The 23,562-nt window shown below is 62.8% G+C and carries 19 protein-coding genes; 12 read left to right on the plus strand and 7 right to left on the minus strand.

Annotated features, from left to right (window positions below; translation table 11 throughout):
- Positions 1-39 precede the first annotated feature (39 nt).
- The 7 genes from ATH90_RS17980 to ATH90_RS18010 all read left to right on the plus strand — a co-directional run bounded on the left by ATH90_RS17980 (position 40) and on the right by ATH90_RS18010 (position 12,149).
- Complete coding sequence (locus tag ATH90_RS17980) at positions 40-2,856, plus strand: ATP-binding protein (protein ID WP_034107436.1); 2,817 nt, start codon at positions 40-42, stop codon at positions 2,854-2,856.
- A complete protein-coding gene (gene pvrR / locus ATH90_RS17985; RefSeq protein ID WP_034107438.1) occupies positions 2,843-4,036 on the plus strand; it encodes a response regulator cyclic di-GMP phosphodiesterase PvrR in 1,194 nt (397 codons plus the stop codon). The genes ATH90_RS17980 and pvrR overlap by 14 nt, the downstream gene beginning before the upstream one ends.
- A gap of 81 nt (positions 4,037-4,117) precedes the next feature.
- Positions 4,118-7,303, plus strand: a complete 3,186-nt coding sequence (locus ATH90_RS17990) for a hybrid sensor histidine kinase/response regulator (protein WP_034107440.1) — start codon at positions 4,118-4,120, stop codon at positions 7,301-7,303.
- A 23-nt stretch (positions 7,304-7,326) separates the two neighbouring features.
- Positions 7,327-7,974, plus strand: a complete 648-nt coding sequence (locus ATH90_RS17995; RefSeq protein ID WP_098466924.1) for a response regulator — start codon at positions 7,327-7,329, stop codon at positions 7,972-7,974.
- Between the two features lie 194 nt (positions 7,975-8,168).
- Positions 8,169-8,774, plus strand: coding sequence for a fimbrial protein (locus tag ATH90_RS18000; protein ID WP_098466925.1), 606 nt, complete (start codon positions 8,169-8,171; stop codon positions 8,772-8,774).
- 76 nt (positions 8,775-8,850) lie between these two features.
- Positions 8,851-9,582, plus strand: a complete 732-nt coding sequence (locus tag ATH90_RS18005; protein WP_034107446.1) for a fimbrial biogenesis chaperone — start codon at positions 8,851-8,853, stop codon at positions 9,580-9,582.
- Positions 9,583-9,638: 56 nt separating this feature from the next.
- Positions 9,639-12,149, plus strand: coding sequence for a fimbria/pilus outer membrane usher protein (locus ATH90_RS18010; protein WP_098466926.1), 2,511 nt, complete (start codon positions 9,639-9,641; stop codon positions 12,147-12,149).
- Between the two features lie 243 nt (positions 12,150-12,392).
- Here ATH90_RS18010 and ATH90_RS29405 read toward each other — a convergent pair whose 3' ends face one another.
- Positions 12,393-12,626 (minus strand): hypothetical protein, encoded by a 234-nt coding sequence (locus tag ATH90_RS29405; protein WP_170041132.1) that lies wholly within the window; start codon positions 12,624-12,626, stop codon positions 12,393-12,395.
- A gap of 25 nt (positions 12,627-12,651) precedes the next feature.
- On the opposite strand from ATH90_RS29405, the gene ATH90_RS18020 reads away from it, so the two are divergent.
- From ATH90_RS18020 to ATH90_RS18035, 4 genes are all read left to right on the plus strand, one after another.
- Entirely contained in the window at positions 12,652-13,497 is an 846-nt protein-coding gene (locus tag ATH90_RS18020) for a 5'-nucleotidase, lipoprotein e(P4) family (protein ID WP_098466927.1), read from the plus strand.
- A 222-nt stretch (positions 13,498-13,719) separates the two neighbouring features.
- A complete protein-coding gene (locus tag ATH90_RS18025; RefSeq protein WP_098466928.1) occupies positions 13,720-14,538 on the plus strand; it encodes a transporter substrate-binding domain-containing protein in 819 nt (272 codons plus the stop codon).
- The gene (locus ATH90_RS18030; protein ID WP_069077781.1) at positions 14,535-15,365 is read left to right on the plus strand and encodes an amino acid ABC transporter permease; all 831 of its coding nucleotides are present in this window, start codon (positions 14,535-14,537) and stop codon (positions 15,363-15,365) included. Before ATH90_RS18025 ends, ATH90_RS18030 begins: the two co-directional genes overlap by 4 nt.
- A 36-nt stretch (positions 15,366-15,401) precedes the next feature.
- Positions 15,402-16,775, plus strand: a complete 1,374-nt coding sequence (locus ATH90_RS18035) for an LLM class flavin-dependent oxidoreductase (RefSeq protein ID WP_098466929.1) — start codon at positions 15,402-15,404, stop codon at positions 16,773-16,775.
- Positions 16,776-16,822: 47 nt separating this feature from the next.
- Here ATH90_RS18035 and ATH90_RS18040 read toward each other — a convergent pair whose 3' ends face one another.
- Complete coding sequence (locus tag ATH90_RS18040; RefSeq protein ID WP_098466930.1) at positions 16,823-18,154, minus strand: LLM class flavin-dependent oxidoreductase; 1,332 nt, start codon at positions 18,152-18,154, stop codon at positions 16,823-16,825.
- 299 nt (positions 18,155-18,453) lie between these two features.
- Here ATH90_RS18040 and ATH90_RS18045 point away from each other — a divergent pair, with 299 nt between their 5' ends.
- The gene (locus tag ATH90_RS18045; RefSeq protein WP_080758313.1) at positions 18,454-18,831 is read left to right on the plus strand and encodes a cytochrome c; all 378 of its coding nucleotides are present in this window, start codon (positions 18,454-18,456) and stop codon (positions 18,829-18,831) included.
- A gap of 3 nt (positions 18,832-18,834) precedes the next feature.
- On the opposite strand, the gene ATH90_RS18050 is transcribed toward ATH90_RS18045, so the two are convergent.
- The 5 genes from ATH90_RS18050 to ATH90_RS18070 are packed head-to-tail and all read right to left on the minus strand — an operon-like array spanning position 18,835 to position 23,550.
- Positions 18,835-19,269: a RidA family protein gene (locus tag ATH90_RS18050; RefSeq protein WP_098466931.1), complete on the minus strand. Its 435-nt coding sequence runs from the start codon at positions 19,267-19,269 to the stop codon at positions 18,835-18,837.
- A gap of 11 nt (positions 19,270-19,280) precedes the next feature.
- Complete coding sequence (locus tag ATH90_RS18055) at positions 19,281-20,864, minus strand: flavin monoamine oxidase family protein (RefSeq protein ID WP_098466932.1); 1,584 nt, start codon at positions 20,862-20,864, stop codon at positions 19,281-19,283.
- A 12-nt stretch (positions 20,865-20,876) separates the two neighbouring features.
- Positions 20,877-21,800, minus strand: coding sequence for an ABC transporter substrate-binding protein (locus ATH90_RS18060; RefSeq protein WP_098466933.1), 924 nt, complete (start codon positions 21,798-21,800; stop codon positions 20,877-20,879).
- 18 nt (positions 21,801-21,818) lie between these two features.
- Positions 21,819-22,592: an amino acid ABC transporter ATP-binding protein gene (locus ATH90_RS18065; protein WP_034107465.1), complete on the minus strand. Its 774-nt coding sequence runs from the start codon at positions 22,590-22,592 to the stop codon at positions 21,819-21,821.
- Entirely contained in the window at positions 22,585-23,550 is a 966-nt protein-coding gene (locus tag ATH90_RS18070; RefSeq protein ID WP_069077786.1) for an amino acid ABC transporter permease, read from the minus strand. The genes ATH90_RS18065 and ATH90_RS18070 overlap by 8 nt, the downstream gene beginning before the upstream one ends.
- Between the last annotated feature and the right edge of the window lie 12 nt (positions 23,551-23,562).

Genomic DNA, 23,562 nt, shown 5'->3' on the forward strand with positions numbered 1-23,562 from the left:
CTTATGCCCGCGGTGCACGTCGCTATTTAAAGTGCGCCGATGCGATTGAAAAGTTATCTGCTCCAGATCAACCCCGTCCTCTCCCGACCCGAAGCAGCCAGAAGGCTGCTTCGTATTTTTGCGACCGTACTGCTGATCGGCATCCTCAGCGGGGTCTATACCTTCCTGCTGTCCACCTTCAACAACGATATTTCCCAGCGCCGCGGCTACATGAGCAGCGCCATCGCCGAAGCCCACACCTTTTTCACCAACCGCCAGGCCTTGCTCGAAAGCCTCAGCCTGTCCGCGGTACGCCGGCCCTCAAAGGCCCCGGCAAACACGTTTTCCCCGGAAGAGCAGCACCTGCAACTGGGCGATACACCGAGCAACCAGTGGAGCATCTGGCTGACCACGCGCCTGCGCGACTACCTCAAGGCCAAGCAGCTCAACCTGCTTTACGTGAACGCCGGCAACACCCCCCAGATGACGCCCCAAGTGACGCGCTTGTACGATGCCACCGCGCAGGTGCTGCCGATTTCCAAATGCATGCTCAACCGCCTCAAGGCCCTGCAGCACAGTGACCCGGCCACCCTCAACGAGCTGTGGCTGAGTGACCGCACCGAGCACCACTCGCACCTGTACATCTTCATCCGCCTGGATGATCGCGATCCCGACTCCGGCTGGCTCGGCCTGGAAATGGAGAGCCGCGAAGTGTCCTCCACCCTCAGCGACCAGAGTGCCGGCGAGTTCATGATGCTCAACTCCCAGGGCATGCTGGTGTTCACCAACAGCGACAATGCGCAGTTGAGCCAACAACACCCGCGGCCCGGGGAAGAGAGTTTTTTCGGGTTTGTCGGCAGCGGTTGGCTGCCCGATCACCTGGTGATCCGCAAGCACCTGAAATCCTCGGACTGGCAACTGATGTACTCCATCGACCTGCGCGCCGTGGTCACCGGCCTGTGGAAGCAGTTGCTCGGCTCACTGCTGTTCTGCCTGTTCAGCCTGACGCTGATCTGGCTGGTGATGAGGCGCGTCGACCAGCGTTTCATCATTCCGTCGATCCACCGCATCCAGGCGCTGATCGAAAGCGAAGCGTTCGGCCGCGACGTGATCCAGACCGCACCCGTCGCCCTGTGCGTGCTGCGGCGTACCGATGGCCAGGTGGTGCTGGAAAACACCCTGGCCCAGCAATGGCTCGGCCACGGCCCGGAGCGCGAGAGCTTGCGGGCCGGCTGGATCGAGCAGGCGTTTGCCGACGGGCCGTCGGAACGCAGCGACTACTTCGAGACCATCGACGGCCGCCACCTGTACCTGAGCAGCGCGCCGACCCGCTACAAAGGCGAGGATGTGCTGTTTTGCGCCTTCAGCGATATCAGTGCACGCAAGCAGGTCGAGGCGGCACTGGAAGAAGCGCGACACTCTGCGGACGCGGCCAACGCCGCAAAAACCTTGTTCCTGGCCACCATGAGCCATGAAATCCGCACGCCGCTGTATGGCGTGCTCGGCACCCTGGAACTGCTGGCACGCACGCAACTGGATGCCCAGCAAAAAGACTACTTGCACGCCATCGAGGGTTCATCCTCGACCTTGTTGCAACTGATCTGCGACGTGCTGGACGTGTCGAAGATCGAGGCCGGCCAGTTGGCCCTGGAATTGAGCGAGTTCTCACCGCTGGACCTGGTGCACGAGATCATCCAGGGCTACGCGGCCGCCGCCCAGGGCAAGGGCCTGCAACTGTATGCCTGCTTCGACCCCAAGTTGCCGGAACGCCTGATCGGCGATGTGACGCGTATTCGCCAGATCCTCAACAACCTGCTTAACAACGCGGTGAAGTTTACCGACTACGGGCGCGTGGTGCTGCGGGTCAAGGTCCTCGGCCGCGATGGCGAACGCTCCAGCCTGTTGTGGCAGGTCTCGGACACCGGCAAGGGCATTACCCAGGAAGACCAGGCGCTGATTTTCGAGCCGTTCTACCAGAGCGAAGGCAACACCAACGTGGTTGCCGGCACCGGCCTGGGGCTACCGATCTGCCAGCGCCTGACCCAGTTGATGAACGGCCATATCCGCATGGTCAGCGAACTGGGCCTGGGCAGCAGTTTCAGCTTGACCCTGCCGCTGGAAGAAGCCCCCACCGCGCCAATGACCCCACTGCTGGCCGAGACCATCTACGTGGCTTCGCCGATCCCGGAACTGGCGCACTCCATCAGCGGCTGGTTGCGTCGCTGGGGCGCTCGGGCCCAGACCGGCCTGCCGACCCTGCCGGAAAGCCATCTGCTGCTGCAATTGCACCCCGGCAGCGTCGACCCGTTGCTGGTGCCCGACTGGCCGGGGCCGGTGATCCATGTCAGCAGCAACGCCTGTAACGCCCTCGAAGCCGAAGCTGGCGCCTGGCATGTCAACCTCAACCACCTGGGTGCGATTCACCAGGCGGTCAGCCAGGCCCAGGGCCTGTGGGTGGCACGCGCCGATGAGCAAACGCGCCAGCGCGACCTGAAGAAGCTCAACCTGCACCTGCTGGTGGCCGAGGACAACATCATCAACCAGCTGATCCTGCGCGACCAGCTCGAGGAACTCGGCTGCACCGTGGAGCTGGCGGCCGATGGCCAGGAAGCGTTGCAGCTGTACGCCGCCGGCCAATTCGACGTGGTGCTGACGGACGTGAACATGCCCCACATCAACGGTTATGAACTGGCGCGCGAACTGCGGCGCCAGGACTGCCCGTTGCCAATAATCGGGGCCACCGCCAACGCCATGCGCGGCGAGGCCGACCTGTGCCTGGCCGCCGGCATGAACCATTGCCTGGTCAAACCCTTTGCGTTGCGGGCTCTATTCAACTCCCTGGCGCCTTATGCACGGATCACCCATGAAGCCCCTTAGTATTCTGATCGTTGAGGACCATCCCCTGCAGCACATCTACCTGCAGCACCTGCTCAGTGAGTTAGGGGATTTCATGCTCGAAACCGCCGAAGATGGCAAACAAGCGCTGGAGCGGCTGCGCCAGCGTGATTTCGACCTGGTACTGACCGACCTGCTGATGCCCGGCATGGACGGCGTGCAATTTATCCAGTGCCTGGCCAGCCTGCGCTGCAAGCCGGCACTGGCGATCATGAGCGCCGCGTCACGCCGCATGCTGATGGCCGCCAGCCTGGTGGCGAAGAACCTCGACGTGGAGGTGATCGGGCTGATTTCCAAGCCGGTCGCCGCCGACGCCTTGCGCAGCCTGGTGGACCAATTGCGCAACCGCGTACGCAGCCCCTCCCCCGCATTGCCCGAACACCTGGACATCGACCGTCACACGCTGATCCAGGCCATGGGCAACGGCCAGTTCCAGGCGTGGTTCCAGCCGAAGAAATCCCTGGCCAACGGCCGCATCGTCGCCGCCGAAGCGCTGGTGCGCTGGATGCACCCCGAGCAAGGCGTGATGCTGCCCGCTGCATTCCTGCCGGCCATCAAGGCGTTCGAACTGGAAGAGCGCCTGTTGTGGGTGGTGCTCAAGCAGGCTATCCACGCCCAAGAACGCTGGCGCCAGCGTGGCTATGAAATCCCGGTGGCGATCAACCTGCCCACGCACCTGCTCAACAGCCACGACCTGGCCGACCGCCTGCTGGAGTTCGTGCTGCACCACGATGGCATCCCCGGGATGATCTGCTTCGAGTTGATGGAGTGCTCGGTGCCCCAGGACATCAGCAACTTCTACGCAGGCGCCTGCCGCCTGCGCATCAAAGGCTTCGGGTTGTCCCAGGACGATTTCGGCAAAGGCTACAGCTCGTACCTCAACCTGGTGTCCACGCCCTTCACAGAACTCAAGATCGACCAGGCACTGGTGCAGGGCAGCCATGACAACGAGGGCATCGCCCAGGCCCTCGCCAGTATCATCGCGCTGGGGCGAAAACTCGGCCTGACCGTGGTCGCCGAAGGCGTGGAGACGCCCCAGCAACTGGCGCTGTTGCGCAAGATCGACTGCAACCAGGTGCAGGGTTTCCTGATTTCCCACGCGGTTTCTTCGGAACAATTTCAACAACTACTGAACAATGATGGCCCCGCGACATCTCACTAGGAACCGGCCACGGATGATGCGTCCAATATAGGACTAAGCTCAATCCAGTGCCGATGTGTCCTGCGCCTGCGGAAACCCATGATGAAGCACAACAACGCGATCCTCGAAGCCTTTACCCGCAGCTCCCTGCGCTTGAATATAGGCCTGATGGTGCTGATAGGGATCGCGTTGCTGCTGGTCCTTACCAATTACTGGTCCCTGCAACGGGGGGTCGAGACCCGCTACGGCGCCACGCGCTTTCATTTCGCGCGCCTGATGGAAAACCTCCAGGAACAGCAGTCGTACCTCAAGAGCCTGAGCCACCCGGGGATCCAGGCCGAATTGTTGCGTGAAACCAACGTTCAGGTCAGCCTCAAGAGCCGCATGCTCGAAAACCGCCGCACCCTGTATGAAGGGCAGAAGTACTCGTATTCGGTCCCGTTCAGCGTCACGTTCGATGAACAGCAGGTCGGCGCCGCCGCCAGGCCGCAGATATTCGCCCTGGGTGCGCACCTGACCAGCTACTACAGCGCCTTCTGGTCCTCATCCCCTTACGAGGCGCCGCAAACCTTCCTGCTCGACCGCCAGACGAACTACGCCATCACCGTCCCGTCCGTGGGCTACCAGCGTCGGGAAAGCACAGAGGACACCGGTAACCTTGTAGCCCTGGTCAACGCGGTGCAGCAAACCCTTAAAGAGACGCCGCAGCCCCTGGAGCAGGATCGCGTGTACTGGCAGGCCGGCCCCGCCCCCGACCACTTGCTGGCCTACATCGGCCTGCCGCTCGAAGGCACGGCCCAGGCGGTGGTGGGCACCCTGCTGGACCTGGCGCGGGTCGACGACGTGCAGCGCGCCCTGGAACACTCGGCGTTTGACCGCTTTACCCTGATCGCGCCCGACGGCAGCCGGCTGGTCGGGCCGGACGCAGCCACACCGCTCAGCGACGGCGTGCACTTCACGCTGGACGGCTTCGAATTCAAGATAACCCAGGCCGGGGACCAGCCTTGGAGTGCGGTCTATGGCCTGAATTATTCGCACTTCTTCCATTCGGCCTTGTGGCCGCTGAGCAGCCTGGCGCTGTTCTTCGGCAGCCTGCTGACCCTCGGTTGGGCCGGCAGCCGCTGGTACCGGCTCCAGGTGATTGCGCCGGCACGCCTGGCCCACGAACGCATTGCCGAAAGCGTGGCGTTCAGCCGGGTCATCATCGACACCGCCCCCACCGGGTTATGCGTGGTAAGGCGCAGCGACGCCAAGGTGTTGATCGAGAACCAGCGCGCCCAGGAATGGCCGGGCACTGCGCGCCTGGTGGCCGCCCTGGCCGGCGTGCACGAGGGCGCCGAGAGCGGCGAAACCCATCTGGAGATCGAGGGCCGGCACCTGCAGGTCGGGTTCGTGTCCACGCGTTATCAGGCCGAAGACGTGCGCCTGTACGCCTTCAACGATATTACCCGGCATATCGAGGATGCCCAGGCGCTGGATGATGCTCGCCACGCTGCCGACGCCGCCAATGAAGCCAAGACGCTGTTCCTGGCGACCATGAGCCATGAAATCCGCACCCCACTGTATGGGGTACTCGGCACCCTTGAACTGCTCGGCCTGACCGACCTGGACCCGCACCAGAAAACCTACCTGCACACCATCCAGCGCTCCTCCGCCACGCTGTTCCAGCTGATCAGCGATGTGCTGGACGTGTCGAAGATCGAGTCCGGGCAAATGGCGATCGAAACGGCCGAGTTCTGCCCGCTGGACATGCTCGAAGACACGTTGCACACCTACGCCGCCTTCGCCCAGCGCAAAGGCTTGCAGCTCTACAGTTGCATCGACCCGCAACTGCCCGACTGCGTGATGGGCGACCCGATGCGTATCCGCCAGATTCTCAACAACCTGGTGAGCAACGCCATCAAGTTCACGGACATCGGCCGCGTGGTGATTCGCGCCCGGGTCACGGCACTGGACAGCGAACACGTTGACCTGGAATGGCAGGTCACCGACTCCGGCGTGGGCATTCCCGAAGCGCAGCAAGCCAAGTTGTTCGACCTGTTCTACCAGGCACCGGACACTGCAGGTGAAGGCGGTGCCGGCCTAGGCCTGCCGATCTGCCGGTGGCTGGCGCAGATGATGGAGGGCGAGATCAAAGTGGTCAGCGAGCCGGGCCTGGGCAGCAGCTTCACCTTGAAGATGCGCCTGCCCCTGAGCAGCGGCACCCTGACTCACCTGCCGCTGATCGATCCCAGCCCGACGCCGGTGTACGTGCAGGCGCCGGTGCGCGAGTTGGCCCAGTCGCTGTGTGACTGGCTCAACCGCCTGGGCATCAGCGCGGCACTGGCGGCGAACGGGCAGGAACAGGACAACCGCCACGCGGTGCTATTGGATGCACTCCCCGGCGAGCTCGCCCACCCCTGGGCCGGCCCGCGCGTGGTGTGCCTGCCGGGCGCCCATAGCCCGCCGCTGCATACCGACCAGGGCTGGCGCGTGGACCTGCACGATGTGCGCAGTATCGCTGCCACCGTATCCCTGGCCCAGCACGGCAAACAGGAGCCACCGCCAGCCGCCCAGACGCAGAGCGCCGGGCACTTGGGATTGAGCATCCTGGTGGCGGAGGACAACCCGATCAACCAGGCCATCATCAAGGAACAACTGGAGGCGCTGGGCTGCTCGGTGACCGTTGCCGCCAACGGCGAACAGGCGCTGCACCTGTGGCAACCGCAGGCGTTCGACCTGGTGCTGACTGACGTGAACATGCCGCTGATGAATGGCTATGACCTGGCCCGGACGCTACGTGCCCATGATCCGGGCTTGCCGATCATCGGCGTCACCGCCAACGCCATGCGCGAAGAAGGCGTGCGCTGCCTGGCGGTGGGCATGAATGCCTGGATCGTCAAACCCTTGAGCCTGCAAACCTTGCGTGCGCAACTGGTCAAGCTGTGCAAGGTCAAGCCTGCGCTCGAGCCACGCCCCGAACCACTCGCCGAAACCTGCCGCGACACTGTGCAGATGTCGGACAAAATGCGTCCGCTGTTCATCAGCAGCGTGCAGCACGACTTGCAGCGCATCGGCGCGGCGCTGGAACAGCGTGACGCACGCGGCCTCGGCCAACTGCTGCATTCGGTCGCCGGCGCCCTCGGCGCCGTGCAGGCCCTCAACCTGGCCCAAGACTGTATCGAACTGGAAAACGCGCTGAACCGTGGCAGCCTCGACACCGCGCTGGCACTCAGGGTGAAGGCTGTAATGCAGCGTCTGTCTGCGGTGCTGGACACGCTCCAGCCCGGACACACTTCACTCACTTGAACTGGCATTACGGACGGCCCTTTATGAAAAAATTCAACGTGGTAATCGCGGACGATCACCCGATCGTGCTGCTCGGGGTACGCGAACTGGTGGAGCGTGACACACGCTTTCAGGTGGTCGGCGAGGCGGTCTGTTCGGCGGGCTTGATCGAGTTGTTGCAGCGCCAGGGCGCCGACATCGTGATCACCGACTACAACATGCCCGGCGACTCGCCCTACGGCGACGGCCTGAAACTGGTGGAGTACCTGAAACGGCATTTCCCGCAGGTGCAGATCCTGATCCTGACGATGATCTCCAACCACCTGATCCTCACCCGCCTGCAGGAACTGGGTGTGGTCGGCATCATCCAGAAAAGCCAGTTGCACACCGAGATCCAACTGGCGCTCAAGGCGATCGCCCAACACAGTGCCTACCGCAGCCTGGAGCCGGCCAAGACCTCCGTGATCGAGACCCTCACGGCCATCGACGAGCGCTTCTCGACCTTGTCACCCAAGGAGTTTGAAATCCTGCGCCTGTTTATCTCCGGCATGAGTGTCAGCGATATTGCGCGCAGCCAGAACCGAAGTTCAAAAACCATCAGCGCGCAAAAAATATCGGCCATGCGCAAACTTGAAGTCAGCAGTGACCAGGATCTTCTTGCCTATTGCCTGGCGCGTAACATTTTCAACTAAGCGGTAACTTAAAAGCCATTCAGGGACAATGGCTTGAGCCTTTGTTTTCCGGCTAAAAACCCTCCATAAGTGCAACTAGACCGCTCGCTGCGGCGCTTATAAGAATCGTCTTATTTGCCTGACTGCCCTCGCCTCTTACTATTTCCTGGCAGTTCAGAAACCGCACTTTCCAATTCACACTTATGGACATCATCATGAAGAAGTTTTCCCTGGCTGTTATCGCCTCGGCCATTCTCTGCGCCTCCGGCAGCGCATTCGCCGAAGAGACTGCAGCTCCGACGCCGACGCTGGGCGGCAGCGGCAAAATCACCTTCACCGGCGTCATCAACAACGATGCTTGCTCGGTAGACGGCGCCAACTCCGACCGCACCATTTCGGTCGACATGGGCAACGTCTCGATCAAGGACATGGGCACTGCGGAAAACCCAACCGCAGGTCGCGTAACCGCCAAAGACTTCAACCTGAACGTCAACTGCAACCAGGGCACCAAGGTCGCGATGATCTTTGACGCCAACAACGGCGGTTCGGGCCTGGTGACCGGCAAGAACGTCCTGGCCCTTAACCCGGGTTCGGCCACCGCGCAAAACGTCGGTATCGCCCTGCTCGACAGCAAAGGCACGCTGATCGACCTCAGCTCGCCAGCCACCGCACGCATCGAAAGCACCATGCACGGCCAGGGCACCGACGGCGGCGACGCCACCTTGAGCTTCGCCGCTGCCTACGTCACCACCGGTGCCGCCGGTGCATCGACGGCCGGTCGCGGTGACGCCACCCTGCCGTTCATCCTGCAATACGAGTAAACGCGGCGCTGTGCACCGTGCGCGCGAGGCCTTGCGGCCTCGCCATTCCCCCTTCTGATGACACCGGACAAACCTCATGCTGCCTCGTTCTATTGCCGTAGGCTTCGGCCTGCTGGGCATGCTCATGGCTGCCCAGGCCGCCGCCAGCATTTCATTGAATGCCACTCGCATCGTGTTCGATGGCGAGCACAAGGAAGCCAATATCACCGTGCGCAACGGTAACCAGGACGTGCTGATCCAGTCCTGGGTCGACCGCAACGACTCCAGCGGCAGCCGCGCGCCGTTTGCCGTCACCCCGCCGCTGGCACGCGTGTTCGCCAAGGAACAACAACTGCTGCGCATCTTGTACGAAGGCACTGGCATGCCCACCGACCGCGAGTCAGTGGTATGGCTGAATGTGCAGGAGATCCCCAAGGCCAGTGAAGCCGAGAACACCTTGCAGTTGGCCATCCGCCAACGCATCAAGATTTTTTTCCGCCCTGCGGGCTTAACCGGCAGTGCGTTGCAGGCCCCTGCCCAACTTGAGTGGACACTGGCCAGACACGGTGCGCAGAGCGTGCTGACGGTGAAAAACCCGACGCTGTACCACGTGTCCATGGCCGACATCAAAGTGCAGGAACAACTGGCCAGCGACTCCACCATGGTCGCCCCTGGCGAGGAAAAACAGTTCCCGCTCAAGGGCCTGGCGCCCAGCGGCGCGATGCAGTTGTCGTTCTCCAGCATCAACGACTACGGCGCCCAGAACCACTACACCGCCGCCCTGGCAGGCGGCACCACACACGCCAGTGAATCACGCCGCAAACCCTGAGCACTTCGCCTCAGGCTCACGCTTGCTCGCCAACCAGGGATGCCACAGGTCTTCGCATGTCTTTTCTTTCCAGCAACAGGTCCGCGCGTGGCGCACTGAAGTTAAAGACGCTGTCGCTGGCGATCGCCGCCAGCCTGCCCGCCTGGGCCATGGCTGACGAGGCCGCGGAGACCTTCAATACCACGTTCCTGCAGGGCTCGCAGTCATCGGTCGACCTGCAGCAATTGCTCTCGGCCAACAGCGTGTTGCCCGGCAACTACCGCGTGGACCTGTACAGCAACGAAGTGCTGGTGGGCCGGCGCGACATCGACTTCAAGCGCAATCCGCAAAACGGTCGGGTCGAAGCCTGCCTGACCCTCGATCTGCTCAAGCAATTGGGCATCGACATGGCCCGCCTGGAGGCCCAGGGCAAACTCGACCCGCAGCATCCTCAGGAATGCTACCCGCTGGCGGAGCTGATCGAAGACGCCACCGTGCGCTATGACAGCAGCCGCCTGCGCCTGTTGGCGAGTATTCCGCAGGTGGCCATGCAGCGCGGCCTGCGCGGCTACGTCGACCCGCAGTTGTGGGACGAAGGCGTGCCCGCCGCCTTCATCAACTATCAGCTCAACAGCAGCCGCACCGCTGGCGACTACAACACGCGCATCGCCAATAACCTCGGCCTGCGCAACGGCATCAACCTGGGCGCCTGGCGCCTGCGCAACGAGTCGAACCTGAGCGGCGGTACCGGGCGCTCGAACACCTACACGAGCAACCGCACCTATGTGCAGCATGACGTGACCGCTATCAAGGGCCAGTTCAGCGCCGGTGAGATCTTTTCCGACACCGACCTGTTCGACAGCGTGCGCTACCGCGGCGTGAAACTGGCCTCTGACGACGGCATGCGTGCCGACAGCGAGCGTGGCTATGCGCCGGTGATCCGCGGTGTGGCGCAGACCAACGCGACGGTGGAGATCCGCCAGAACGACTACATCCTCTACACCGCCAACGTCGCACCGGGGCCGTTCGAGATCAACGATATCTACCCCAGCGGCTCCAACGGTGACTTGCAGGTCACCGTGATCGAGGCCGACGGCACCCGCCGTGTGACGATGCAGGCGTTCTCCAGCTTGCCGATCATGGTGCGTGAGGGGCAGGTGAAGTACAGCGTCTCGGCGGGCCGTTTCAACAGCAACACCGACGGCCTGGCGACCCCGCGCTTCCTGAGCGGCACCCTGGCGTATGGCTTGACCAGCAACCTCAGTGGCATCGTCGGCGTGCAAGCCAGCGACGACTACAGCGCGCTGTCCCTCGGCGCCGGCCGCAACACCTCGTTGGGCGCAGTGTCGCTGGATGTGACCCACTCATCGAGCAAGGCCCAGGGGCAAACCACCCAGGGCAGTAGCGTGCGTGCGCTGTATGCCAAGACCTTTGCCGGCACCGATACCAACTTTACCCTGGCCGCCTATCGCTACTCCACCGAGGGTTATCGCAGCTTCAACGACCATGTCGAAGACATCAGCGACAGCATCCGCGTGCGCAGCGGCCATTCGAAAACCCGCACCGACCTGACCATCAACCAGAGTATCGGCCGCAACAGCGCGTTCGGCAGCGTGTATGTGAACGCCAGCGACCAGCGTTACTGGAATCGCGGCGGCTCGCAGAGTTTTTCCGCCGGCTACACCAGCAACTGGGGCAACCTGAGCTACAACCTCGGCGTGACGCGTACCAAGCAGATCGTCACCTGGGGCGAACCGAGCAGCGACACCCAGGTGAACCTCTCGGTCTCCTTCCCGCTGGGCAGCCAGGCCCGAGCGCCCCGCGCGTTTGTCACCACCAGCCACCAGCGCGACAACACCACCACCCAGGCGGGCATCAATGGCTACGTCGCCGATGCCAGCGACACGTTCTATTCGGTACAGGCCGGCCACAGCGACACCAGCGGCGATTCCGGCTCGGTGAACATTAACAGCCGCACCTCGGTGGCGGATGTCAGCCTTGGCTACAGCCAGGGCCAGGGCTACAACTCGCAGAACGTCAACCTCGCAGGTTCCGTGGTGGCCCATGGCGGCGGGATCAACCTGGGGCAGACCGTCAGTGAGACGTTCGCACTGGCCGAAGTGCCGGGCATTTCCGGAGCGAAGATCAGCAGCTACAGCGGTGTGGAGACCGGTTATAACGGCTATGCGGTGATCCCCAATGCGCAGCCCTACCGGGTCAATTGGGTCAGCCTGGATACCCGCGACCTGGGCGGCGATGTGGAAATCGCCAACGCCACTCAACAAGTGGTGCCACGCCGGGGCGCCGTGGTGGTCGCGCGTTACAGCGGTACCACCGGGCGGCGGGTGCTGTTCGAACTGATGGATGCCCAGCATAGGCCACTGGGGTTTGGAGCTTCGTTGGAGGACTCGACGGGGAAGCAGTTGGCGATTGCTGACCCGAACGGGAATGCGCTGGCGTTGGTGGAAGCAGACCAGGGAACATTGGTCATCAAGTGGGGGGAACGCAGGTGCAGCGCTTCGTATGTGTTGCCCGCGCAGAACAAGGCGCTGAATTATGAGCGACAGGCTTTGGTGTGTTCGCCTTGAGATGCCGGGTACACGTCCGTTGCTGCGGTAACGGCTGCCATGGGTTCTACCCTGACGAAGGCTCACCGTTGCAGCGCGCAACAGCAAGCAAAAACGTCCGTACCCTGACGCTCGGTGTGGCTGATGTACCGAGGTGCCTGCATCGCAGGCAAGCCAGCTCCCACAAAAAAGCAGATGTGTGATTGATCTCCCAACCAAGCGCGGCGGCCTTAGCGCTGAACAGTTTCTGACTGCCAAACTCGGTCAAAGGTGGACTACAGCGCCAGCAAATAAGCCAACCACGAAACCACGGCAAAGGTCGACGACGATGCGGTGCTCGATGCAGGTGGCCGCGACACCACCAAGGCCGGCAATTACGCTACTGTGCTGCGCCTGACCATCGACAATCTGTTCGACAAACGCTTGCGGTGCGACGTGAGAATCCGCAGGCGCCACCCTGTCCCTGGGTACGCCGCGCACCGCGCGGTTGTCCGCCACCGTCAATTTCCGAGGCTGAGTGTTTATGCGTAACCTGATATTTACCAGTGTGTGCCTGCTCTCCACCACCGCCCTGGTGGGCTGCCAACAGCAACCGCCCGCCAACGACCAACTGGACGCGGTGCTGTGGACCCAGACATCCATCGAGCACGAGCTGATTTATCGCCAGGTGTTCGCCAGCGCCACGCGCCAACTGGATACCGCACTGGCCGACCCTACCTGGGACGCCATGCCCCTGCCGCCGCGCAACCTTGCGGGCCTGCCGCCGGCGGTCGTGGTGGATATCGACGAAACCCTGCTGGACAACGTTCCGCTCAACGCCCGGGACATCCTCAATAACCAGGTGTACGCCTACGACCGCTGGGACACCTGGGTCGACCAGGCCAAGGCCCAGGCACTGCCCGGCGCCGTCGAGTTCCTGCGGGCGGCTGATGCAAAAGGGATTACCGTCTACTACATCACCAACCGCGAACACAGCCAGGTGCAGGCCACGGTCAACAACCTGCGCCTGCGCGGCTTCCCGGTGGCGCGCAACGAACAGGTGCTGGCCGCCAGTACCCCGACTGGTCACTGCGAACACGCCGGCTACGGCAAACAGTGCCGTCGCCAATGGGTGGCCAGCCACGCCCGTGTACTGATGCTGGCGGGTGACTCCTTCGGTGACTTCGTGCAAGCCGAGCACAACACCCTGGCCGATCAGCGCAAGGCCGCCGCACCGTACCTGGCGTGGCTGGGGCAACGCTGGTTCCTGCTGCCCAACCCGACCTACGGCAATTGGTACAGCGCGCCCTACGGCGACCAGGAAAAACTGCCTTTTGAACGCAAGCGCCAGCTCAAGCAACAGGCGCTGCACCTGGAAAATGAGTCCTGAAACAACCCTATGTCGCCACTGGAATCGTCGCCGTGATCGCGGCGTACGTCGGCCTCTTCCTTTTCAAGGGCCTGCACCTGGCTGCCTGGGTCTGCGGGCCCGGCAACATGACCTGCGGCAGCAAAAGCATATAACCAAAGCTTCGGTTTACAGCGTTTAATATCATTAAACATTGGTGCATCTATCGCGTTTAAATATAAAAAACCTCGCTTGGATGCTTTTATGAACTTACGCACAGCTGCCGCCCTCAGCGCCACCCTCCTTTTGGCAACCCCGGCCGTGTTCGCCGGGCAGACCCTGGACCGCATCACCCAATCCAAGCAATTGGTCGGCGTGCTGATGGAGAATTACCCACCGTTCTCCTTCCTCAACGAGCAAAATCAACTGGACGGTTTTGACGTCGATGTGACCAAGGCCGTGGCGGACAAACTCGGCGTGAAACTCAAGCTGGAGACCCCGTCCTGGGAAGTCATCGCCGCGGGCCGCTGGAATGGCCGCTACGACGTCTGCATCTGCTCGATGACCCCGAGCGCCGCGCGCGGCCAAGTGTTCAACTTCCCGTTTGAGTACTACGCCTCGCCCGCGGTGGTCGTGGTGAATGCCAGTGACAACTCGATCCAGTCCGCCGCCGACCTCAGTGGTAAAAAAGTCGGCGTGGGCAGCGCCTCCACCTACGAAGCGTACCTGGCCAAGGACCTGGTGATCGAAGGCGCCGGCAAGCCGATCGACTACCCGTTCAAGGCCGTACAGGCCGTGCCCTACGACAACGAAACCATTGCGTTCCAGGACCTTGCCCTGGGCGCCGGCAAGCGCCTGGATGCCATGGTCACCAACCTGGTCACCGCCAAGGAACGCATCGACCACGACCCGCGCTTCAAGATCACCGGCACTGTGCTGTACGCCGAGCCCAACGTGGTCGCCACCGAGAAGGGTGATCCGCAATGGGATGCCAGGCTGACCCAGATCCTGGCCGAGCTGAAAAGCGACGGCACGCTGGCGAAGATCTCGCAGAAATGGATCGGCTCAGACATTACCCAATGAGTGTCTTTCCTACGCCACCGACGACGGTGAAACCACCCGCCGTCAAGCGCACCCTCCTGTCGTTCCGCGTTCGACTATGGCTGACCTGGGGCGTAATGCTGTGCCTGTTCACCGCGATGTTCCTGAGCTTCGACCTCCAGTTCGCGATCGTCGCCGCCAAGTGGCAGAACCTGGTGGGGCTGCACCTCTCGCCCCAGGGCTTTCTGCAAGGCGCGGCACTGACGCTGTTCCTGTGTTTCTGTTCGATCTGGCTGTCGGTAGCCCTGGGTTTCGCCACCGCCCTCGCGCGTCTGTCGAGCAGCGCGGTGGCGTTCGGCATCGCCAGTTTCTACGCCTCGTTCTTTCGCGGCACGCCGCTGCTGATCCAGATCTTGCTGATCTACCTCGGCCTGCCGCAGCTAGGCGTGGTACCGGGTGCGATCAGTGCCGGCATCATTGCGTTGTCGCTGAACTACGGCGCCTACCTGAGTGAGATCTTCCGTGCTGGCATCCTTGGGGTTTCCCAGGGCCAGCGTAATGCGGCCGCTGCACTGGGGATGGCGCGCGCGGTGACGTTCTGGCAGATCGTACTGCCCCAGGCCATGCGTACCATCATTCCACCGACCACCAGCCAGTTCATCTCGATGCTCAAGGACTCGTCCCTGGTCTCGGTGATGGGCGTGTGGGAAGTGATGTTCCTCGCCCAATCCTATGGCCGGTCTTCTTACCGCTATATCGAAATGCTCACCACCGCCGCCGTCATCTACTGGCTGCTGTCCATCGGCCTGGAATTGATCCAGGCGCGGCTGGAACGCCACTACGGCAAGGCTTACCTTCACGGGCGATAGCCTGTCGCCCTCTTCCATTTGCACGCAGGAAGCACCATGTCCGATCCCACCCCGCTGTTATTCGGCCTCTATGAACAAGCCAGTGTCGGCTGCGGCGGCGCGCCCAGCCTGTGGACCCACCCCGCCGATGAAAGGCTGGGCATCAATACCCTCAAGTACTGGTCGAACCTGGCCCGCATGGCGGATGAAGCGAATCTCGACCTGATGTTTTTCGGCGACGTGCTGGGCTTTTACGATGTGTTCGGCGGCTCTGAAGCGATGGCGTTGAAATGGGCGGTGGAAGCCCCGGCCAACGATCCGTTGACAATTATTCCAGCCCTCGCGGCCCTGACAGAAAAGCTCGCCTTCGGGGTGACCGTCACCACCACCTATGAACACCCTTTCACCCACGCCCGGCGTTTTAGCACCCTGGATCATTTGTCGGATGGCCGCATCGGCTGGAACATCGTCACCTCGTACCTGTCCAGTGCAGCGCGCAATTTCGGCCTGGAGCAAATGATCAAGCACGATGACCGCTACGAACGCGCGGAAGAATTCCTCGACGTGGTGTACAAGCTCTGGGAAGGCAGCTGGGCCGATGACGCAGTGCGCGCCGATAAACGTTCGCACACCTACGCCGACGGTTCCCGCGTGCGGCCGATCCTGCATGCGGGCGAGCATTACCGGGTAGCCGGGCCGCACCTGACCTCGCCATCGCCGCAGCGCACACCGTTGCTGATCCAGGCGGGCTGGTCGGCACGCGGCCGGCAGTTCGCAGCCAAGCACGCGGAGCTGGTGTTTATCGCCAAGTCCAACCCGCTGGAAATCCGCCAGGGCCTGGAAGATATCTGGCGCCAGGCCGAAGCCCGAGGCCGCCGGGCTGCCGACGTGAAGTCACTGACGGTGCTGCGTATCGTCACCGCAGCCACCGCCATCGAGGCGCAAAAAAAGTACGACAGCCTGCAAAGCAACTATCACCTGCAGGCACAGCTGGTGAGCTATGCCGGCGACACCGGTATCGACATCAGCCGCTACGCCGACAACGAAGCACTGTCGACCCACACCGAAGGCATGACCTCCTACGTGATGAAGCCCGACGGCAGCGGCAAACCGCTGACCGCCGGCGAGGTGCGCCAGCGCTTCGCGAATGTCACCCGGGGCAGTGACCTGATCCTGGTCGGCACGCCGGAACAGATCGCCGACAAGATCGAGGAACACGCACGCATCTCCGGTACCAGCGGCTATATGCTCAACCCGCTGATCAGCCCCGGCTCGCTGAACGACTTTGTCGAGCTGGTGATCCCGGCTCTGCAAAAGCGTGGTCTGTACCGCACCACCGCGCAAACCGGCACGCTGCGCTCGCGACTCAGCGTCGATGGCAGTGATCGCCTGCCGGCATCTGCCCATGGCGCATCGTTCCGCTTTGCCTGAAGCCTGCGTGGGATCAGGTGACCTGCACGCAGAGTCACCACCCCACGTCATGCCTGCGCACGCGCCGCCGTATGCCGATTCACCGGCACCGGCAATCCCAAATGCCCCCGCAACGTGCTGTGGCTGTACTCACGGCGAAACAGCCCCCGCGCCCTCAGCAGCGGCAACACCTGATCAGTAAACCGCGCGAAATCCTCCGGCGCACCTACATGGATGTTGAACCCATCCACCGCCCCCTCGACAAACCAACGCTCGATCTCATCCGCCACGCGCTGGGGCGAGCCCACGAAACTGGAAAATGGCTTGGCAAACCGCAACGCTGCCTGGCGCAAGGTCAACCCTTGGGTACGGGCCACATGCTTGATGTTCTCCGCATGCCCGCGGTAGCCATTGCTACCCAGGTCGCCCAGCTCAGGAAACGGCTCATCCAGCGCGTACTGGCTGAAGTCGTGGTAGTTGAACGGCCGCCCCAATTGCACCAGCGCCTTGTCCAGGTCCAGCTCGCCATTGCGCTCGCGGTCGATGGCCTGGGCTTGCTCGTCGGTGTCGGCAATGATCGGTGAGATACCGGGCAGGATGGTCACGTGATCAGGGTTGCGCCCGGCGGCAGTCGTGCGTTGCTTGATGTCGCTGTAATACGCCTGGGCGTCTTCGAAATTACCCACACCGGCAAAAATCCCCTCGGCATACTTCGCCGCCAGACTGCGACCAGACTCGGAAATACCCGCCTGAAAGATCACCGGCTGGCCCTGGGCCGAACGCGAAATGTTCAGCGGCCCGGTGACGGAGAAAAACTCGCCGTGGTGATCGAGGCGGTGCTGGCGTTGCGGGTCAAGGAACATCTTGCTCTGCTTGTCTCGCACGAAGGCGTCGTCTTCGTAGGAGTCCCACAACCCCTGCACCACTTCGAGGTGCTCGGCCGCCCGGCGATAGCGCTCGGTGTGATCGATATGCTGCTCACGCCCAAAATTGCCCGCGGCACCTTCCAGGCCAGTGGTCACCACGTTCCAACCGGCGCGGCCGCCGCTGATATGGTCCAGGGACGCGAACTGCCGCGCCACGTTGAAAGGTTCGGTGTAGGACGTGGTGAGTGTCGCTACCAGGCCGATCTTCGAAGTGGCACCGGCGATGGCCGAGAGCAGCGTCAACGGCTCCAGGCGGTTGAGGAAGTGCGGCGCGGAGTCCGGAGTGATATAGGGGCTGTCGACGATGAACACCAGGTCGAACTTGGCCGCTTCCGCTCGCTGGGCCTGGGCGCGATACCAGTCGACATCCACACTGGCATCGCCGGGGATCTGCGGGTGCAGCCATTCGTTTTGTGCGGTGCCGACACCGGTGAGAATGGCGCCGAACTTGAGTTGTCGGGGTGAGGTGGACATCAAGGTATTCCTTCGTGGATGGCAGCAGCGCTGGCCTTGGGAGATCGACCTTAATGCCCGCGTGCGGGGCCTGTGAAAGGCTTTGTAGATCTATGCTAATTATTAAAAATACTGATCTAAAACAAACAAAGACATCCGCAATAAGCATAACGATAGACAGCACCGCGCCCCGGCCGTCGAAGCGGCTTTGGACACGGTCGCGGCACAACAAGGAGAATGGCGACCTTTCACACTTAACGCGCTTGCATCAGGCGCGTCCCTCGATCCAAATCGGGTTCAAACCACGAGGTCATATGGATATGAAACGGGTACTTATCGCTTGGTTCGGCATTTTGTCGCTCACCCAGCCCTTACTGTCCCTCGCGGATAACCTCAACGGCAAAACCCTTTTTTCCCAACGGTGTGCGATGTGCCACGGCGCAGATATCAAAGGCACAGGCCCCTTGGCCAATAAGAGCAACCCTCCAACACCTGACCTGACCACAGCCGCGTTCAAAAAACGCTTGCGTGATTACCCAGGCGTTATTGTTTCTTCAATAATTCTGCGCCCCAATGGAGACTTGATCCCAAGAACGTTGCGTGAGAACGGCGTAAAACTACCGCCGTTCGCTTGGAGGGTTAACGACTTCCGCGATTTGAATCAATACATGAGCGGCGTGATTGCACAGAGCCGATGAGCCTCACACCGCTCTTGCCGCGATCGCCTCCACTTCAACCAGCGCGCCGGGTAACGGCAACGCCACCACCTGCAACGCCGTGCGCGCCGGTTTGTTCGGCTGCTCCGGCGTGCCAAAGAACTGCGTGTAGCCCACCTGCAAGCCGGCGAAATCCAGCTTGCCGCCGGTCTCTTCGGCGCCGACCAGGAACACCCGAAGCTGCACGATATCCCCAAGGTCCAGGTCCTGCTGGCGCAGGATCTTGCGAATTTTGTTGAACACCGACACCGTCTGCACTTCGGTATTGCCATAGGCAGCCGGCGTGCCCGCCGCAGCATTGGCGTCATGCAGGTCGGGCAAGGTGCCGCTGACGAAGATCAGGCTGGCGGATGCGGGTACGGTGACTGTTTGCGAAATCGGGAAATCGCCGACGCTGGTACGTTGAATGCTGTCGCTCATGATGCATCTCCTTACGAGGCGGCCAGTGCCGCGCTGTGCCGTTGTTGAGTAACCCGTTCGGCCAGTTGCCCGACCACATGGCGCGCCGAATTGGCCGCCGACTCCTGCCAGATGCCGACGCCGCTTTGCACCAGGCCGTCGCCGGCGAAGTACACCCGGCCGTGACCCGCCTCGAGCAAGGCGCTGGCGTCGGCCGGGAAGTGTTCACGCTGCAGCCACGGGCCTTCGCTGTAGGGGATCTGTTCCCAGGACACCGCCAGAGGGTGGCGCAGATGTTTTGAATAGCCTGGATGCAACAGCTCCACCGCCTCCCTGGAGGTGGCGTACTGTTTGTCGAGCGGTTGCGCGCCAAATACATCGGCGCCCTCCCCAGTCACGTAGCCCGCCACCAGCAGGCCTTCGCGGGTGTTGAGGTCGTTGCTTGGGTACCACAACAGGCGCGCCGGGTGTTCGATCCACGACAGGCCACCGTAGGTGCGGTAGTCGGTTTCCCAGAAGCGCGGTGATTGCCACGCAACTTTGGTGGCCTGGTCGTTGCGGGTGCTGAGCAAGGCGGCCTTGATCGGGTCGCTGAAATCAGTGTCGAGCTTGGCCAGCAGCGGCAGCGGCAGGGTCGAGATCAGGTAATCGGCGCGTACGACCTGTTCGCGGCCGCTGAACGTGTCGTGGTAGGTCACCGCCACGCCGTCCTCCAACTGGCGGATCTGCCGCACGTGGGCGCCCAGCTGCACGTGGCCCCTGACACGCTGGTAGAAGGCATCGGTGATGCGGTCCATGCCTCCCACCGGCTGGAACATGGTGGCGCAGAACTCCGGAAATTCGGTGTGCAGCAGCGCGCCCCACAGCGCCGGGTGCAGCAACTGGTCCAAGGCCAGCGGGCGGCGACTGGCGGGCAACGCCCCGGGGTGCGCAGGCGATTCCAGGTGCCCCGAACGCAGCGTGCCCTCGAAGGCCAGTTCTTGGGACAGGTCGCCATACACTTGCAGGAACGCCAGCAACCGCGCGCGTTCCTCACCACTCAACACATCGTCGAGGGCATCGCGCTGCACCGCTTTGGCCAGCAGGCCGGAAAGGTGGCCGCGCGCATCGTTGATCGCCTGGCCAACGCTGAACGCCGGCTTGCTTACATCTGGCCGCACCTGGGCGCCATGGCTGCTGTTGACCAGCACCTCCAGTGGTACACCCAACTCGCTGCAATAGTCGAGGAGCGTACGGTGCTGGCTGGGAATCCGCGCAGGCCCGGCATTGAAGTAATGCCCTGGGTCGAACGCGGCGGTCTGCGTGCGGCCATCCTTGTAGTCCACGCGGTCGCCGTTGCGGATCGTCCAGGTGCGGCCGCCCACCCGTTCACGGGCCTCCAGCACCTGCACGTCGAATCCGGCACGGGTCAGTTCCAGGGCGGTGACCAGCCCCGCGATCCCGGCCCCCAGTACCAGCACGCGGGTGCCCTGCCCCAGGCCGCTCTTGAGTTTCAGCGGTTGCGGGCGACGGTGTGACGACGGCCCCAGGCCCAATACCGCCAGCGCATCCTTGACTGCCTGCTCGCCGCCCACGGCAGCAATGCTCGACAGCGCTTCACGTCGTGTCAGTCCCATGCTCGATGCTCCTTAATCCGGCAGGCCCGGTGGGTTGATCAGTGACTTGTCGACACGCTCCACGTCCAGGCCCCAGCGTTGCAGCACCTGTTCGTATTGACCACCGGCAATCGCGCCTTCCAGTGCCGTGTGGATCGGCTTGACCAAACCGTTGTCCTTGCGCGTAGTGACGGCGATATCCGCCTGCAACGGCCAGCCACCATTCACCGTACCGACACGTTTGATACCGCCGGTGATCGCCGCGGAATACGCGTACACCGAATTGGGCCCGAACAGTGCGTCACTGCGACCGGACTGCACCGCCAGTTGGGCGGCGGCCTGGTCGTCGAAGTACTGCAAGAGTGCGGGCTTGAGACCGGCCTTTTCATTGGCATCGTTCCAGGCCAGCAAGACTTTTTCCTGGTTGGTGCCGGAGCCGACGATGATCTTCAGCCCGGCAATGTCCGCCGCTTCCTTGATCTCGCTGATCCTGCTGGTGCTCTTCACGTAAAACCCGAGCACATCCTGGCGGTAGGTGGCGAAGTCGAAGCGCTTCTTGCGCGCTTCGGTCACGGTGACGTTGCTGATCACCGCATCGTACTTGCCGGAACTGACGCCCAGGGGCCAATCCTCCCAACTGGTCTGCACCACGTTGAGTTGCAGGCCCAGGCTGTCGGCGATCAACTGCGCGGTGTCAGCCTCGCTGCCGATGGTGGTCTTGTCGTCGTTGGCCAGCAGCGCCAGCGGCGGTCCGGCTACACCGGACACGGCCACGGTGAACTTGCCCGGTTGGGCGAACTTGAAGCCCGACGGGATCTGCGCGATGGCACCATCGTTACGCGGCACATGGATACGCGGGCGGTCGGGGCTGAGGTCGACCTGTTGCACGGCCAGCGCGGTGTGCGCGGTGCTGGCGGCAAGCGCCAGCAAGGCCACGCGTGCAGTATGGATAAACATGGACAGTCACTCCTTGAACTAAAGCACCTTGCCAAGAAAGGCCACGGTGCGGGGATGTCGGGGTTGGCGGAAAACCTGTTCGGGCGGGCCTTCTTCGATCAACTGGCCGTCGCAGAGGAACACCACGTGGTCGGCCACTTCGCGGGCAAAGCCGATCTCGTGGGTGACAATCACCAGGGTCACGCCCAGTCGGGTCAGGCCCTTGATCACGTCGAGCACTTCGCCCACCAGCTCCGGGTCGAGGGCCGAGGTGGGTTCATCGAACAGCAGCACCTTGGGGTCCAACGCCAGGGCGCGGGCAATGGCGACGCGCTGTTGCTGGCCGCCGGAGAGCTGGCGTGGGTAGGCCTCGACCTTGTCCGCCAGGCCGACCTTGGCCAGCAGTTCGGCGGCCTTGGCCTGGGCGCCGGCCTTGTTCCAGCGCTTGTGGGCCAGTGGCGCTTCGGCGACGTTTTCCCAGGCGGTGAGGTGCGGGAACAGGTTGAAGTTCTGGAACACGAACCCCACGTCGATGCGGCGCTTGAGGATTTCGCGTTCCTTGAGTTCGTAGAGCAGGTCGCCCTTGCGGCGGTAGCCGACGTATTCACCGTCGATGGTGATATGCCCGCTGTCGATCTTCTCCAGGTGGTTGATGGTGCGCAGCAACGTGGATTTGCCCGAGCCGGACGGCCCGAGGATCACCGTGACCTTGCCCGGATCGATCGTCAGGTCGATGTCCTTGAGCACCTGCTGGTTACCAAAGCGCTTGCCCACGCCCTGGATCTGGATGCGCCCGGCGCGTGCTTCACCCATGGGTTTTCTCCTTCACCCAGTGGCGCAGGCGTTGCAACGGCGTGGGCGGTAGCACCCGTGCGGTGCCGCGCGCAAAGTGACGTTCGACGTAGTACTGCGCGCTGGTGAGCACAGTGGTGATGATCAGGTACCAGACAGTGGCCACGATCAGCAGCGGGATCACTGCCTGGGTGCGGTTGTAGATGACCTGCACGGTATAGAACAGCTCGGGCAGGGCCAGCACGTAGACGATGGACGTGCCCTTGACCAGGCCGATGATTTCGTTGAACCCCGACGGCAGGATCGAACGCAGCGCCTGGGGCAGGATGATCCGGAAGATCCGTCGCGAGGCTGGCAACCCGAGGGCTGCCGCGGCTTCATGCTGGCCGGCGTCGACGCCGATCAGGCCGCCACGGATGATCTCCGCCGCATAGGCGGCCTGCATCAGGCTCAAGCCCAGCACGGCCACGGTGAACTGGCTGAGTACATCCACGGTGGACCACTCGGCGAACACCACGCTGGTAAACGGTACGCCCACCACGATGTGATCGTACAGGTAGGCAAAGTTGTAGAGGATGATCAGCACCAGCAGCGCCGGCATCGAGCGGAAGAACCAGATATAGCCCCACGCCAGGGCCGCCAGCAGCGGCGATCCCGATAACCGCGCCAGGGCCAGCGCGGTGCCGAGGAAGATGCTGAACACGGTGCTCAGCAGGGTCAGCAACAGCGTCTGCCCCAGGCCGCGCAGCACCGACGGCGAGAAGAACCACTGGCCGAACACGCCCCACTCCCAGCGCGGGTTGGTGGCCAGGGAATGCGCGATGGCCAGTAGCACCAGCGCCGCGAAGATCGACCCGGCCCAGCGCCAGGGATGTCGCGCGGGCACCACCTGCAGGGCCTTGATCGGCGTGGAGACGCGGGCCTGGCGCACCGGGCTGGGCGCTTCAATCAGGTCATAGGATTTGGCGACAATGGGCATGGTGTATTCCTC

The sequence above is a fragment of the Pseudomonas lurida genome (genome assembly GCF_002563895.1).
Lineage (GTDB): Bacteria > Pseudomonadota > Gammaproteobacteria > Pseudomonadales > Pseudomonadaceae > Aquipseudomonas > Aquipseudomonas lurida.

Bases quoted from the DNA above. Each gene is read 5' to 3' on its own strand.
- ATH90_RS18005 (WP_034107446.1), top strand. From the start codon at position 8,851: ATGCTGCCTCGTTCTATTGCCGTAGGCTTCGGCCTGCTGGGCATGCTC.
- ATH90_RS18025 (WP_098466928.1), top strand. From the start codon at position 13,720: ATGAACTTACGCACAGCTGCCGCCCTCAGCGCCACCCTCCTTTTGGCA.
- ATH90_RS18020 (WP_098466927.1), top strand. From the start codon at position 12,652: ATGCGTAACCTGATATTTACCAGTGTGTGCCTGCTCTCCACCACCGCC.
- ATH90_RS18050 (WP_098466931.1), bottom strand. From the start codon at position 19,269: ATGAGCGACAGCATTCAACGTACCAGCGTCGGCGATTTCCCGATTTCG.
- ATH90_RS18000 (WP_098466925.1), top strand. From the start codon at position 8,169: ATGAAGAAGTTTTCCCTGGCTGTTATCGCCTCGGCCATTCTCTGCGCC.
- ATH90_RS18045 (WP_080758313.1), top strand. From the start codon at position 18,454: ATGAAACGGGTACTTATCGCTTGGTTCGGCATTTTGTCGCTCACCCAG.
- ATH90_RS18060 (WP_098466933.1), bottom strand. From the start codon at position 21,800: ATGTTTATCCATACTGCACGCGTGGCCTTGCTGGCGCTTGCCGCCAGC.
- ATH90_RS18065 (WP_034107465.1), bottom strand. From the start codon at position 22,592: ATGGGTGAAGCACGCGCCGGGCGCATCCAGATCCAGGGCGTGGGCAAG.
- ATH90_RS18030 (WP_069077781.1), top strand. From the start codon at position 14,535: ATGAGTGTCTTTCCTACGCCACCGACGACGGTGAAACCACCCGCCGTC.
- ATH90_RS18055 (WP_098466932.1), bottom strand. From the start codon at position 20,864: ATGGGACTGACACGACGTGAAGCGCTGTCGAGCATTGCTGCCGTGGGC.
- ATH90_RS17990 (WP_034107440.1), top strand. From the start codon at position 4,118: ATGAAGCACAACAACGCGATCCTCGAAGCCTTTACCCGCAGCTCCCTG.
- ATH90_RS18070 (WP_069077786.1), bottom strand. From the start codon at position 23,550: ATGCCCATTGTCGCCAAATCCTATGACCTGATTGAAGCGCCCAGCCCG.
- pvrR (WP_034107438.1), top strand. From the start codon at position 2,843: ATGAAGCCCCTTAGTATTCTGATCGTTGAGGACCATCCCCTGCAGCAC.
- ATH90_RS18010 (WP_098466926.1), top strand. From the start codon at position 9,639: ATGTCTTTTCTTTCCAGCAACAGGTCCGCGCGTGGCGCACTGAAGTTA.
- ATH90_RS18040 (WP_098466930.1), bottom strand. From the start codon at position 18,154: ATGTCCACCTCACCCCGACAACTCAAGTTCGGCGCCATTCTCACCGGT.
- ATH90_RS17995 (WP_098466924.1), top strand. From the start codon at position 7,327: ATGAAAAAATTCAACGTGGTAATCGCGGACGATCACCCGATCGTGCTG.
- ATH90_RS17980 (WP_034107436.1), top strand. From the start codon at position 40: ATGCGATTGAAAAGTTATCTGCTCCAGATCAACCCCGTCCTCTCCCGA.
- ATH90_RS18035 (WP_098466929.1), top strand. From the start codon at position 15,402: ATGTCCGATCCCACCCCGCTGTTATTCGGCCTCTATGAACAAGCCAGT.